The sequence below is a fragment of the Psychrobacter sp. H26 genome (assembly GCF_059073035.1).
In genome coordinates this window covers 2,468,435-2,482,735 of the sequence record NZ_JCACRW010000001.1, presented here as the reverse complement: position 1 = coordinate 2,482,735, position 14,301 = coordinate 2,468,435, and the positions used below count along the sequence as shown (strand labels likewise).

The window sequence follows — 14,301 nt, the reverse complement described above, 5'->3', positions numbered from 1 at the left end:
GTTATTGCCAAAAACCTCGATGCTAAAACGAAAGCTGAATCTTTGTGTCGATTCAGCTTTTTTTGTGCCAGTTTTATTTATCAAGTTCATCACTTTTATTATCTATAAGGAAACATACTGATGTGGTTGGCAGTGATTGCAATACTGATTGGGTTAGCAATTTTGGTTTGGAGTGCCGATGTCTTTATTGATGGGGCGACAGCCCTAGCAAAGAAGTTTAGCGTGCCAAGCTTCTTGATCGGCGTATTGATACTGGGTATCGGCACATCAGCCCCTGAAATGGTGGTATCAGTATTAGCCGCAATTGAAGGCAGCCCTGAGCTGGCTTTGGGTAATGCTTACGGCTCAAACATCATCAATATTGCCTTGGTACTCGGTGCAACCGTACTGATTAGCCCTATTATCATTCGTAAGGGTATCGTAAAGCGCGATCTACCTCTATTACTCCTAATCACTGCTACAGCGGCGTGGCAGCTACGTGATGGCGTGTTGAGCCAAGCTGATGGTATTGTGCTACTGATACTCTTGGTTGTCGTCTTGGCGATACAGATCGTACTGAGTATCCGTGAAGGGTATCATGAGCATGAGGATGATGTGATTGTTGAGAGCACTGATCCAGATCACATAGAGCCAAGTATGGCGCGTGGTCTTGTCAGCTTACTTATTGGTATGCTGATGCTGGTCATCAGTTCACGTGCTATCGTCTGGGGTGCGGTCGAGCTGGCGACGCTGTGGGGGCTCAGTGAGCTTATCATTGGATTGACGATTGTCGCCGTTGGCACCTCATTGCCCGAGCTGGTGTCTAGCTTGTCAGCGGCGCGTAAAGGCGAGCATGATATGGCGCTAGGTAATATCATTGGCTCAAACATCTTCAACACGTTAGCCGTTGTCGGTTTGGCAACCGTGATTGCCCCTATTACCGCTGATCCAATTATATTTTCACGCGATGTGATGGCGATGGGATTACTGACCGTGTTGCTTGTCGCCCTATGCGTGTTTGCTTTTATGAAAAATCGTCAATTTGGTCGTCTGTCAGGCGCTACATTGGTACTTTTCTTTGTGGGCTATACCGCATGGCTGATCCAAAGCGTCAGTATGTAACTAGCATTTTTCTTATACCATCCAACTTTCAATAATTTGGATGGTATCGTTTCAAACGGTCTGTTTAGGGTTTAGCAAAAAGGCGTTCTATTGGATGATGTTACGGTTTTTTGTTACGGTTTCTAAAGCCGCGCCATAACCCTTCGTGTGCTACTTTTGGCATTTTTAGCGTGATGGTATTTGATAGCATGTCTTGTACTGCCAGACCGCGAGGGTTGAACAAACAGAATACATAGTTAAATACCAATCCAAGGAACGCGCTGGCAAGTAAGGCGGCGCGTGACCCATCGACTAAACTACCAATAATGCCAAAAAGTAATGGCATCAAACAAGCTGACAAGATACGTTTGAACGACTGCCCCCATGTTAGCCATTGACCAGCATCATTGATAGTCTTCAATCGCCATGTCTGCATTCCCAATGTCTGCCCGCCGCGGCGCCAAAATATGCCATAGAATGCGACCAACGTCAGTACAAACGACGGCGTCATAATGGCGTTTTGGTACCATAGCGGTAGCGACTGGGCCTGCGATGACTCAGTCCCCGTCTCCATCGTTAGAATCGTTCCCACTACCGTCAGTATCGTTCCCACCAAAAACAACAATGCCAAAATCAGCATGCCATCATAAAGAATCGCCACAACTCTAGTCGTGGGTTTAGCGATGGTAGGCTCTTCATTGGGATTTTGCTGCACAGAAGCGCTCGGCTGAGGCTTCGCATTGCGAGTAGGCTTTGACGGGCGTTTAGATGGACGTTTTGACATGGTACAAGCTCATAGCAAGCAGTGAATAATAGCGCTATTGTACCGTAAATTATTGGACTGTCGTACATTATCCTAAATGACTGTCCAATCACGCTAGCGACCGACACCATGCATCTACATCAGTCATAAGATAATGATGACAAATTACAAAGGAGTCACTGATAACTTTAGACGACGACTTAAGGTTTTAAACAACACAAAATTTGGACATAAAAAAACCGCCAATTGTCATAAGACAGGCGATTGATTTAGTTGATTATGCAAATGGTGCGCCTGGAGAGATTCGAACTCCCGACCCCTTAGTTCGTAGCCAAGTGCTCTATCCAACTGAGCTACAGGCGCGTATTTTGCAAATCATTTACTGACTTGTTAAAAACAATCTCAGTAAATTAGGTTGGCTATTATATAGATAATATCGCTTGTGTCAACATCTTTTTTAATTAAAAACAAAATACTTTTTGATTTAACCATTAAAATGTTCAACGCCAGTATACTGCGCTACTACTCTAATAACAACTGAATAAATGGCGGTGAAGGAGGGATTCGAACCCTCGATACGCTTACACGTATGGTTCCTTAGCAGGGAACTGGTTTCAGCCACTCACCCACTTCACCTAACGAATCAAGACATTTATAAAACCGCTATAAACATAGTATTGATGCTAACAATACGTCTCATGTCGTGGGCGAGTATTATAACAAAGCCAAAATGAATTGCAAGCCTTGTCTGCTAATTTAATGCAGCTTTTATCATAATTAAAGATATAAGCACCTATCTCACGTACTATTGCTAAAAATTGTACCATCTCTTAGCGAAGCATCACTACTTACTTGGTCATCGTTGATGATGTTTTTGCTACTTGCTACTTGCTCTATAAACGCTAGACTACGATAGATTTTTTGGCAGTAGGTGGCTATAGTATTTATTACTTATTTCAAAATATATAAAAGGAGCGGTTATGCGACCTGTCGTACTGTGTTTTTCAGGATTGGATCCTTCAGGTGGTGCTGGGTTACAAGCAGATATTGAGGCCATCGGACAGACAGGAGCACATGCTGCCATCGCTTGCACAGCAGTCACGATTCAGAGCTCACAGCAGGTATTTGGTTTTGACGCTTGCGCCGCAGATTTGGTACAGGCTCAAGCCACTGCTGTGCTTGATGATCTGCCAGTGAGCGCTATCAAGTCAGGCATGCTTGGCACCACTGACAATATTGCAATGCTCACACGCTTATTTGCAGAAGAAAATATCTCCAAAGACATACCTTTTGTGTTGGACCCTGTATTGGTTGCCAATAGCGGTGGTAGCTTGGGTGACGAAAAGACATTAGTGAGTGCCTTTAGACAGCTCCTACCCTATGCCACCTTAATCACACCAAATACGCACGAGCTTCGAGCATTAAGTGGTGAACAGGACTTACACAGTGGGGCAAAGCAGCTGTGCGCACAAGGCGCTCATGCCGTACTGGTAAAAACTTCACACGATTTTGAAGTTGGTGATATCGAGCAGTACCTATACATAAAGGGCGAGATGGTACACAAAAGCACGTTGCCGCGTCTAAATGGTGAGTTCCATGGCTCAGGATGCTCTCTTGCTAGCTTTATCGCTGGACGTTTGGCGATGGGTGATAATTTGATTGATGCAATAAAAGCAGCAGACAGCTGGATTATTCAGACATTACGTGCAGCTGACGTACCGCACCCTAATGATGCTCAGGCTCAATTAATACCCAACCGCTTTGTTAGTTTTTAACACTATTATAGAAGCCTGTCTGACATATGCAGCAAATAAAAAAAGCGCTCTATATGTCATAGAGCGCCTTTTTATACTATATATTTTTGGATTAAACGATATGACGTTTACCCTAACATTGGCATCACACTGGCAGTCAATCCGCCAATAAATATCTCAAGTAAGTAAAAGGCAAAAAAAGCGACCATTGGTGACAAGTCAAGCATACCCAGATTTGGCGTAATACGACGAAACGGCGCGAGTATCGGCTCCGCTAAGTTCATAATAATACCAATGATAGGATGCTGAGATTGGGTAAACACCACGATCCAGCTAACGATGATAGAGCCAATCACTAAGTAGCGACACATACGTAAAAAATCTAATATTAAGCTGGTCGTACCCGTAAAGAATAACGGTACAGGGGCAATACCTTGATGCGTCAATGCTGCTTTTCCAGAGATGTCGATCAGACGAATTAAAAACATAAGGACAATAGCAGCAATGCTGATACGACCCTGTGCTACCGTTGGAAAAATACGCCCAAATACATCGACGACATGAGTCGCTTTGTAGGCAGGCGCAATCATCGGATTGCTCGCATCCATCCCTGCAAACTGCAACATAAAACGAATAAACACCAGCATCATAGCGAATGTGGTGACCAAATCAAAAATTTGAAATAACATGTTGTTCATGAAGTGCTACTCAATGGGACATTATTAACAGATGCTAGGATGACAAAGGTCATTATCAGCTGGTGGTTGCATAAGCGCTATCGTAACTTACAATACCGCGTGTCAGTAATTACTTACTCATCTCTTCACTTAACGCTTGGCTACGATCGTAGCAAGCCTGCATGGCTTCGCTGATTTGACGACCAATTTCGTTGGCTTGCATGGACTCGACCGCTGCCTGAGTCGTACCGTTCGGAGACGTCACTTTGCGGCGCAGTTCAGCTGGTGCATCATCGCTGTTCATCGCCATTTTTGCAGCACCAAGCATGGTTTGCATTGCAAGCGCTGAGGCTTGTTCTTTGTCTAGACCTAATGCCACGGCCCCATCGACCATCGATTCGATAAAGTAAAACATATATGCTGGCGCTGAACCTGACACGGCTGTGACCGCATGCATATGCTCTTCGTCATCAACCCACATGACCAGTCCTGATGCTTCCATTACCGCAGTTGCTAGCTGTTTTTGTTCTGCTGAGATATTATCTGTGCCATAGAGACCCGTCGCACCCATCTGAATCATAGAGGGCGTGTTTGGCATGGCGCGCACAATATTGCTATAGCCGCCTAACATGTTAGATAACAGGTCGGTCGACAGACCTGCTGCGACTGAAATGACCAATTGCGTGTCTAATACATCAGCAAAGCTACTAACAACCACTTTCATCATCTGTGGTTTTACAGCGAGTACTACGATATCAGCATCGACGACAGCGGCTGTTGCATCAGCCATTGGGTCAACGGTATTTAAGCCTTTAGCAGCCAGTTGCTCACGTGCATCGCTGCTAGGATCGGCGACCGTGATGAGATCAGGTTTGATGCCGCAGCCTACAAGCCCGCTAATAAGCGCTTGCGCCATATTTCCGCCACCAATAAAACTGATTTTTTTATTATCTAACACCGACATACTTGTCTCCTAGTCACAACATTCAAAGGTATTCAACTTAACATCTTGATATATAAAACGACACTCAGTTTATCATACTGCCACTAGTATCGTTTGATAAATTCAAACTGTGAGTGCCGACCTCAGGCTAATGACAACCAATGCGCCGGTACAAAGCACCTCGATCTTTAGTTTATAGTACGTAGGCTTAGGTTGCTTTTAATATACTCAGTTAACTTCTGATGTGTAGTATCAGTCATCATGCTTTCAGAGGTCAAACCCCAACTCTCAAATGGTGTTATGAGCAATATAGGCGCATCATTTTCGGTACCGTCTTTATTGATAAAAGCGATACTGATTACCAGCAGATTTTGTCGCAGCCACACTGGGATACCTAGGGTTTGATATAGTCTTTTGCCCGCTTGTGGACGCGTCGCCAGTGCAGTCTTGAGACGCTTTTTGCTATCCAATGGGGTTATTTTGACTGTCGCTTTTGATACTCTCTCATCTGTGTGATCGCTTAGCAGTTTTACCAGTCTATCTGGACGTATTTGTAGCTGCCACACATAGTCAATACTGCGGCGCAATATGATCGAACCGTCATCAGCTGAGTCGTCCACAGTAGAGAGTAGACCAGATAATGGCAGCATTTGCTCTATGATTGGTATATTTAGCCAAGACAGCCATGTGCTACTCAGACGATAGATCTGCTGACGATAGCGGCGAACAGTATAGGATTGCTCACGACCCTGCCAAAACAGCGCGGTTTGGTGGTCTTGATCATCACGATGGCTTACATTTAGTACGTCATCGACGAGCTGCTTAGCAGGTGGCAATGGCTCATCTTGCCCCAGCCAATGATGCAGTAGTTGGCGCTGACGATAGATCGGTAGTGCTTGTAGCGCATCAATATTGAGCACGCGCTGTGCAGCTGGCAGTTGTAGGTTTTTATTGACTGTCTGCTGCATATCTTGCTCAGCTTGCACATTGACAGTGGCTTGGGCATCGCTCAATAGCTGTGCACTACGGGCAATATTATCAACGATGTTAGGATTGTACGTGGCCAGTACGGGCATAATATCGCGGCGTAAACCACTGCGTACATTATCGCCGCTGTCATTGGTTGGGTCATCGATGTAGGGCAGTTCAAGGCGCTTCGCATAGGTGCTGATAGTCGCCCGCCTGATGGTCAGCCACGGTCGCCATAGTATATTACATCGTCCATGCTGCGTTTGTACTCGCCATGGCTGGATGCCTGACAGACCATTAACGCCAGCACCCTGGATCAAGCGCATCAGTACGGTTTCCGCTTGATCATCAGCGTGATGTCCTAATAGCAGTACATCGTCTTGATTGATATGTGCGCGCATGACGTCATAACGAGCTTGTCGCGCTGACTGTTCATCATGCCCTGCTACGTGTGCTTGTAGGATATAACAAGGTATATTTTGCGCTCGTGCCCAGCTGGCAACATGCGCAGCCCAATTCTGACTGTCCATTTGTAGACCATGATCGACATGTAAGAGCTGCGGCATACATGGCAGTCGCCCTTGGTCGTAGAGCTGCACACATAATGCTGCAAGTGCCAACGAGTCACGCCCACCGCTACACGCCAACCAAAGACGACGACCATGCAACAGCTCGCTATACTCAGACATACTGCTCAACAATGCGTCTGCCAATACGTCATCAATCGGCAAATCGGCAACGGATCTAACAGGATATGGGAGGATGGCATTGCTGGTCATAATCAGCCTTAGTCATTAGGGGGTTGTATATTTATTGATGTGCCGATAAAGAAATACTTGTATTAATTAAGACATTGCATGAAATGCTTTGTGTTAGGGGCTTCGTATTAGGGGCCTTGCATCGAAGGCTTTGTCTAATAACAGCCATAAAAAAAACGCGTCATTCAATGACACGTTTTTATTTTAGCACTAAGACTCAGCCTCTAATATGAAAAGCTTAGAGCATGTCTTGAACTAGCAAGGCAACATCACTTCTGAATTAAAAGACTTGAGCTTTTCGTAACGTAACTCACAACGTTCTTGAGGGTCTAAGTCTTTAATCTCATCAAGCTGTTCAGTGATCAGGGTTTTTAATGCAGCCATTACAGGTTGCGGCTGTAGATGTGCGCCCTCGCCTTCATCAACAACAGCATCAATCAAACCCATTTGATAAAGGTTAATGGCGTTTAGCTTCAGTGCCTCACTGGCGTCTTGTGCTTTTTCAGCGGTTTTCCATAGGATAGAGGCACAGCCCTCAGGAGAGATAACTGAGTAAATACTGTTCTGTAGCATGTTTACTTTGTCACCAACGCCAATAGCAAGCGCGCCGCCTGAACCACCTTCACCGATAATGGTTACGATTACAGGTACCTGAAGACTGGAGAATACAGCAATGCTCTCTGCAATCGCTTGCGCTTGTCCGCGTTCTTCTGCACCAATACCAGGATAAGCCCCTTGAGTATCGACAAAGGTCATCACAGGAATATTAAAGCGCTCAGCCATTTTGACCAAACGTATCACCTTGCGGTAGCCTTCAGGATTGGCCATACCAAAATTATGGGCGATACGCTCACGAGTACTGCGGCCACGGTGTTGACCGATTACCATCACAGGCTGACCATCAAAACGCGCCAGACCACCCAAGATGGCTTTGTCATCGGCATAAGCACGGTCACCGTGCAACTCATCAAATTCGGTAAAAAGCTGATTAACATAGTCCATAAACAATGGACGCTTGGCATGTCGTGCAAGCTGCACACTATCCCAGACAGTGCTCATAAACGCTTCCTTTTACTCATTATACTTAGTGTATATATGTTTAAAATAATTATGTTTAAAAAATAATATCGTTATCGATTTTTTGATAATGAAAGTACAGTTGTAAACTCAATAGAAGCTATAGTAGCACATCTTATATAGCATGACATTATCGGCGACACCGCTTTTGTTACGTTACTCTTTAACTCGATACTGACAATGGTAACGGCTCGGATTCCTCGGCCTCAATCACACTCAGCTGTATGCCCCATTTGGCAAACTGGTCAATCTCTGTACGCAAATCAGCCAACAAAAATGCATAATGTTCACTGCTATCAGCAACCGTAATCTGCCACTCACTATCGCTTGTGACCTTGAGTGCTAGATCTGGTAGCTTATGATCGCTACGGCTATGGTGTGCCAAGACAGCAAGACGTAATAGCAAGCACAGATAGACCAGCTGTTCGCCGCCAACCTGGCAGGTCTGATCTAACATATCGCTTTTGAGCTTGCGGCGATGATTGAGCATCAGCTGCGCCATGCGCTTTTGATCCACTTGCGAAAACCCTGGAATATCAGAGTGCTCAAGCAAATAGGCACTGTGCTTATGATAGCTGCTATGACTGATCGCAAGACCTATCTCATGCAAGAACGCGGCGCGTCTGAGTAAGTCGCAATCATCGTTCGTAAGATCAAGCGCTTCTTTTACTTGTTCAAACAGATTGCGGCTGGTTTTGACCACTTGCTTGGCTTGCTTTTTGTCGCCTGAATAACGCTTTATCAGTGCAAGCACACTACGGTCACGCACGTCTTCGCTTGCAAAACGTCCCAGCATGTCATACATCACCCCTTCACGTAATGCCCCATCTGAGTAGGTAATAGTCTCAACACCCAATACTTTCATAACGGCACGCAGCACTGCTACGCCCGCAGGGAACACGGCTTTACGGTGATCTTTGACGCCTTCTAGTTCGATATCGTCAATATTGCCAATCTTAATTAGCAGTCTTTCTAACTTTTTGACCCCTTTGTAGGTGATGCGTTCTTGCTCATCCGCCCATCCTTTAGATACCAAAACGTTGCGCACGGCTTTTATCGTACCACTTGAGCCAACCACACTGCTCCAGCCTGTCTTTTGATAACGTCCATTTATTGCCAAGACTTCTTTGCGCGCGCCTGAAATCGCGTCATTGAACGCTTCTTTGGTAACAAGACCATCAGCAAAGAATTTTTGTGTAAAGGCAACGCAGCCCATTTGCAGGCTTTCGGTCAGTAGCGGATCGAACTCTTGACCAATGATAAACTCTGTTGAGCCACCACCGATATCAATAACCAAGCGTTTATCACTACTCTCATTGGTATGCGAAACACCCAAATAGATCAGTCTCGCCTCTTCACGTCCAGCGATAGTCTCAATGGGCTTTGGCAGGATTTTGTTGGCACGGGAAATAAAGTCATTAGCGTTTTTGGCTTGGCGCAAGGCATTGGTAGCAACCACACGAATACGCTCTGGCGGCACAGAATCCAAACGCGCGACAAATCGGCTCAAGCAGTCCAGACCGCGTTGCTCAGCGGCGTCGCTCAATATATTGTTCTCATCCAATCCTGCAGCGAGTTGCACTTTTTCAGACATGGAGACTACTTTACGCACTTCCCCGTGATCCAGACGAGCGATGGCTAAGTGAAAACTATTGGAACCAATATCAATAGCGGCCATCATTTGATCATCGCTGAGAGGCGGATTTGCAAGATAGTCAATAGGCATAAGACAAGTCGTCACCGTGTTAGAGAGAATGTGTAGTTTATCAAAATCATGTGCTACATAGATATAGAAACCACATGTGTAGAAAAGAGCAGCATCTACAAAAATCAGGGCAATTTTGTCATTAAAGCATTTATCTCAAACACTCGCAAGCAACGTAAAATCATGGCGAGCACACAACCAACCATTCTATAAAACAGCAGCGTTATCATTGGTGTGTCTACTGAGGGTATAAATGACGATAATCATAAGATAAATGGCAGCCAAATAAGCAGTATCATCGAAAATCGAGTACAGATAATATTGGGACATGAGCAACATTAGGCAAAGTTTGCTACAGGCTTACTCCCTCTAAAACCTACTCTTTAGACTAAGGGGACATATTGGCATTTATCAGCTAGGCACTTATTATCTTGACACTTATCCTCTAAGCACTGGACATCTAGTGCTTGTGTTAGTGATAGCGGTTTGCTACATTGAAAGTTATCAATAACATGATAGAAAACCGTTATTTAGTGGTTATATGCCCCTATAACTGACATCAAAATTATGAGTTATTTGCTCAAATTTCTCTTATAAATCGTCTTCGATTGACCACCGATAAACCCGCCAGCAAGGAAGCTAGTCGCATGAATCAAACCGCCACCACAAATACTACCAAAATCGCAAGCCCTCAGGTCAATAGTACCAAGACAGACATGGTAAAAACTGAGACGCCATCTGAACAAGCATTCTATGATTTTTATTTGGACGAGCATCAAAACATGGCTTGTCGCCGTCTGCATTTTGCAGGCAGTAGTTTTGGCTTATTGGGACTGGCAAAGTCTGTCAAAACCAGATCAGCGAAACCTTTGGTAAAAGGTATCGCTGCTGGGTATGCTTGTGCTTGGGTTGGGCACTTTTTCTTTGAAAAAAACAAGCCAGCTTCCTTTAAATTTCCACTAAAAAGCTTTGCTAGCGACTTCCGTATGTATAGCGATGTCCTACGAGGCAATCTGAGCCTAAGAAATCGTAAGTACGATAAAGCACGATAAAAACCAGCTATCGTACGAGACAAATGACAAAAAAACTGGGCTACTATTTTTAGTAGCCCAGTTTTTTATTATTGATCGCTTTATTGCTGTCAGCTCATTTTTATAAACGACACGACACATTTTTTATCTTAAGGATTTACGTAATATCTTGCCAACAGCGGTCTTAGGTAGCTCATCGATAAACTCATAGGATTGCGGACGCTTATAGCCAGTGAGGCGTTTGCTTGCAAAATCCTGTAGCTCCTCTACTGTGAGGTCTGAGTCTTTTTTCACCACAAATGCTTTTGGCACTTCACCGCTATGTTCATCTGCAACGCCTACCACAGCCACCTCCAATACTTTAGGGTGCTCGGTCAGGGTAGCCTCTACTTCATTGGGATACACATTAAATCCTGAGACCAGTATCATGTCTTTTTTGCGGTCTACGAGCGTCAAAAACCCCTCGTCATTCATGACACCAATATCACCTGATCTAAAGTAGCCATTGTCGGTAAAGGTATCTACATTGTCTCGTTGCCAGTAGCCGCGCATGACCTGTGGGCCTTTGATACAAACCTCTCCACGCGTACTTAGCGGACATGTCTTGCCATTCTCATCTATGATATTAATGTCTGTCAACGCCAGCGGCAGTCCAACGCTACCATTGAACGCTGTAACACCAGAGGGATTGAAAGAAATAACTGGCGCTGTCTCAGACATACCATAGCCTTCGCTAATAATCATGCCCGTGACCTGCTGCCACTGATCTGAGACGGCTTTGATAATTGCTGTACCGCCACCGATAGATAGTGCCAAGCGGCTAAAATCAAGGCTGGCAAATTTCGGATGGTGCAACATACCGATGAATAAAGTATTTACCGAAGGAATGACATGAGGTCGATGCTGTTCAATCGTTTTGACCAAACCATCGATATCACGAGGATTGGTGACTAAGACATCTTCCCAGCCGCCATAAAGACCCAGTAATCCGCAAACCGTAAATGAAAAGATATGATAAAGCGGTAAAGGATTGAGGATTTTGATTTGCTCACTACGATTGGCTTCAATTGTCTTGCCAAACATTGCGTAGCACTGACAAACATTGGCCATGACATTGTAATGGGTCAGCATAGCGCCTTTTGGCTTGCCAGTCGTACCACCTGTATACTGCAACAATGCCAAATCTTCACGTTCTATCGTAACGCCTTTGAACGCTGACTCACTATACGCCTGCATAACATGGGCAAACATTATGTTGTGCTTTGCTGAGTCAGTTGATGACTCGGTTACTGCCTCAGTTGTTGACTGGGTCGAGGTATGTGCTGGCTCATGTGTGCTTGCAGATTGTGCTGAGTCAATTTGACTGAGCAAGGCAATATCGTTATCAGAAATACTAGGATCTATAGAGCACCTGACCACCCATTTTAGTTGTGCTTTTACCGTTTCATCTAGTTGCTCATAAGCCGTGCTCATACCATCTAGCACAATGAGACCGCAAGCTTGGGCATCCGTCAACTGATGTGCCAACTCATACTGCGTATACATGGGGTTGACGTTGACCAGTACCACACCCGCTCGTAAGCAACCTAACAGTACTACGGCATATTGCAGTATGTTTGGTAGCTGTACGGCAATACGGTCGCCTTTTTCTATACCTTGTGCCTGTAAGAACGCCGCAAAACGGCGGCTAGCACTGTCTAACTGACCAAAAGTAAGGGTCGCAGCGCCCATACTAAAAGCGGGACGATTACTGTGCTGATCTATCTTTGGTTGCAATAAGTCAATCAGGTTTTGCTTACCTGCCAATACGTCCAAGTTGTTGTCCAAACCATACTGCTCATACGTGGTCTGCCATAGAGGCGCTACGCTACTAGAAGTACTATCACTCATTCTTTTGCATCCTTGCTTTATTGTCCGAATTTATCTCAGAGTATCATAGTTTATTGTCTATTTTTTAGACACACAGGGATTGAATGTATAAGCATCAGTCACGCTATTATCGATATAAACGAACCTTAGAAATACACCTTTACTTCTGTAATAGTTATAAGACAAGAGCCACTAAACGAAAAAAACCAGCAAAAATCAACGTTTGATTTTGCTGGCTTTTGAACTTTTCAATGTTTATGAAGCTTGATAACTATATGGCCAAACCAAGTTAAAGCTAGACTGTAGCTAGACTGTAGCTAGACTAAGCTTTCGCCATCTCTGCAAATATCTCATCAGCAGCAGCAATCGACGCATCGATATCTTTATTGCTGTGCTTAATCGACATAAAGCCTGCTTCATACGCAGAGGGTGCAAGATAGATACCGCGATCTAGCATGCCATGAAAGAAAGTATTGAATACCGTCATGTCGCACTCTGTCACATCATCGAAGTTCATTGGCGTCTGAGTATCAGCATCTTTGACAAAGAACATACCAAACATACCGCCTAATTTATTGGTACGCAGATTAATGCCGTGTTTGTCCGCTACCGCTTGAAAACCATCGACTAAATGATCGACTTTGGCAGATAAGTCATCGTAAAAACCTGCTTCCGTTAAGTCTTCAAACATCGCGATACCGGCACGCATGGCCAGCGGATTACCAGACAATGTACCAGCTTGATAAACACCGCCAAGTGGCGCGATGCAAGACATGATCTCTTCTTTACCACCGAACGCGCCAACAGGTAGACCGGCACCAATGATTTTGCCAAAACAAGTCAAATCAGGCGTGATACCAAAATGTGCCTGCGCACCGCCAAGACCCACACGAAACCCTGTCATGACTTCATCAAAGATCAATACTGCGCCATGCTCAGTACACTGGGCACGCAGCGTATCGTGAAAGTCCTGCTCTGGAATGATCATATTCATGTTGCCAGCGATAGGCTCTAAGATAACGCAGGCAATCTCTTGACCCCATTTTTCAAAGCAGTCCTTAATCGCTTGCGGATCATTATAAGGAATCGTGATGGTATGCTTCGCAAAATCGGCTGGCACGCCTTTTGAGGTGGGCTCACCAATATCGAGCATGCCTGAGCCTGCTTTCACAAGTAGACTGTCTGAATGACCATGATAGCAGCCTTCAAACTTAACGATTTTGTCACGCTGGGTATAGCCACGTGCCAGACGGATCGCGCTCATAGTCGCTTCGGTACCTGAGCTGGTCATACGAACCATCTCGACACTTGGTACGATATCGCAAATCTTATCAGCAACGGTGGTTTCAAACGGCGTTGGTGTACCAAAGCTCAAACCATCATCAGCCGCTTTTTTTACCGCATCAATAACTTTTGGATGCGCATGACCCAAAATCATCGGACCCCAAGAACCCACATAATCGATGTAGGCATTGTCTTCGGTGTCATAAATCTTGCTACCGTTGGCACGGTGCATAAATATCGGCGTACCACCAACTCCGGCAAAGGCACGTACGGGTGAATTGACACCACCTGGGATATGTTTGCGCGCTTGGGCAAAGAGCTGTTCGTTTTTAGTACTCATAGCTAGTCTCTATTTGTAGATGTTGTATTTTATAGGGTCTGTATTTTTTGA

At 44.9% G+C, this 14,301-nt stretch carries 11 protein-coding genes and 2 tRNA genes; 3 read left to right on the top strand and 10 right to left on the bottom strand.

Features of this window, described 5'->3' with window-relative positions; genetic code table 11:
• Positions 1-120: 120 nt before the first annotated feature.
• Entirely contained in the window at positions 121-1,101 is a 981-nt protein-coding gene (locus AC5JPT_RS10310; RefSeq protein WP_493858021.1) for a calcium/sodium antiporter, read from the top strand.
• A gap of 100 nt (positions 1,102-1,201) precedes the next feature.
• Here AC5JPT_RS10310 and AC5JPT_RS10305 read toward each other — a convergent pair whose 3' ends face one another.
• From AC5JPT_RS10305 to AC5JPT_RS10295, 3 genes are all read right to left on the bottom strand, one after another.
• Positions 1,202-1,864 (bottom strand): RDD family protein, encoded by a 663-nt coding sequence (locus AC5JPT_RS10305; RefSeq protein ID WP_493858020.1) that lies wholly within the window; start codon positions 1,862-1,864, stop codon positions 1,202-1,204.
• Positions 1,865-2,129: 265 nt separating this feature from the next.
• A tRNA-Arg gene (locus AC5JPT_RS10300) sits at positions 2,130-2,206 on the bottom strand.
• A gap of 183 nt (positions 2,207-2,389) precedes the next feature.
• Positions 2,390-2,479, bottom strand: a tRNA-Ser gene (locus AC5JPT_RS10295).
• 344 nt (positions 2,480-2,823) lie between these two features.
• Here AC5JPT_RS10295 and AC5JPT_RS10290 point away from each other — a divergent pair.
• Positions 2,824-3,618, top strand: a complete 795-nt coding sequence (locus tag AC5JPT_RS10290) for a hydroxymethylpyrimidine/phosphomethylpyrimidine kinase (RefSeq protein ID WP_493858019.1) — start codon at positions 2,824-2,826, stop codon at positions 3,616-3,618.
• 107 nt (positions 3,619-3,725) lie between these two features.
• Here AC5JPT_RS10290 and AC5JPT_RS10285 read toward each other — a convergent pair whose 3' ends face one another.
• The 5 genes from AC5JPT_RS10285 to ppx form a co-directional block, all read right to left on the bottom strand.
• Entirely contained in the window at positions 3,726-4,295 is a 570-nt protein-coding gene (locus AC5JPT_RS10285) for a YggT family protein (protein ID WP_493852346.1), read from the bottom strand.
• Between the two features lie 109 nt (positions 4,296-4,404).
• Entirely contained in the window at positions 4,405-5,238 is an 834-nt protein-coding gene (gene proC / locus AC5JPT_RS10280; RefSeq protein ID WP_493858018.1) for a pyrroline-5-carboxylate reductase, read from the bottom strand.
• Positions 5,239-5,405: 167 nt separating this feature from the next.
• Complete coding sequence (tilS, locus tag AC5JPT_RS10275) at positions 5,406-6,965, bottom strand: tRNA lysidine(34) synthetase TilS (RefSeq protein ID WP_493858017.1); 1,560 nt, start codon at positions 6,963-6,965, stop codon at positions 5,406-5,408.
• Positions 6,966-7,199: 234 nt separating this feature from the next.
• Positions 7,200-8,003 (bottom strand): acetyl-CoA carboxylase carboxyltransferase subunit alpha, encoded by an 804-nt coding sequence (locus tag AC5JPT_RS10270; RefSeq protein ID WP_493858016.1) that lies wholly within the window; start codon positions 8,001-8,003, stop codon positions 7,200-7,202.
• 181 nt (positions 8,004-8,184) lie between these two features.
• A complete protein-coding gene (gene ppx, locus AC5JPT_RS10265) occupies positions 8,185-9,747 on the bottom strand; it encodes an exopolyphosphatase (RefSeq protein ID WP_493858015.1) in 1,563 nt (520 codons plus the stop codon).
• Between the two features lie 695 nt (positions 9,748-10,442).
• On the opposite strand from ppx, the gene AC5JPT_RS10260 reads away from it, so the two are divergent.
• Positions 10,443-10,778 carry an Mpo1-like protein gene (locus tag AC5JPT_RS10260; protein WP_319052142.1) on the top strand — a complete coding sequence of 112 codons (336 nt, stop codon included), beginning with the start codon at positions 10,443-10,445 and terminating at the stop codon, positions 10,776-10,778.
• A 123-nt stretch (positions 10,779-10,901) separates the two neighbouring features.
• On the opposite strand, the gene AC5JPT_RS10255 is transcribed toward AC5JPT_RS10260, so the two are convergent.
• Both AC5JPT_RS10255 and hemL read right to left on the bottom strand, forming a co-directional pair.
• Entirely contained in the window at positions 10,902-12,647 is a 1,746-nt protein-coding gene (locus AC5JPT_RS10255) for an AMP-binding protein (protein WP_493858014.1), read from the bottom strand.
• A gap of 301 nt (positions 12,648-12,948) precedes the next feature.
• Positions 12,949-14,250 carry a glutamate-1-semialdehyde 2,1-aminomutase gene (gene hemL / locus AC5JPT_RS10250; RefSeq protein ID WP_493858013.1) on the bottom strand — a complete coding sequence of 434 codons (1,302 nt, stop codon included), beginning with the start codon at positions 14,248-14,250 and terminating at the stop codon, positions 12,949-12,951.
• Positions 14,251-14,301: the final 51 nt, after the last annotated feature.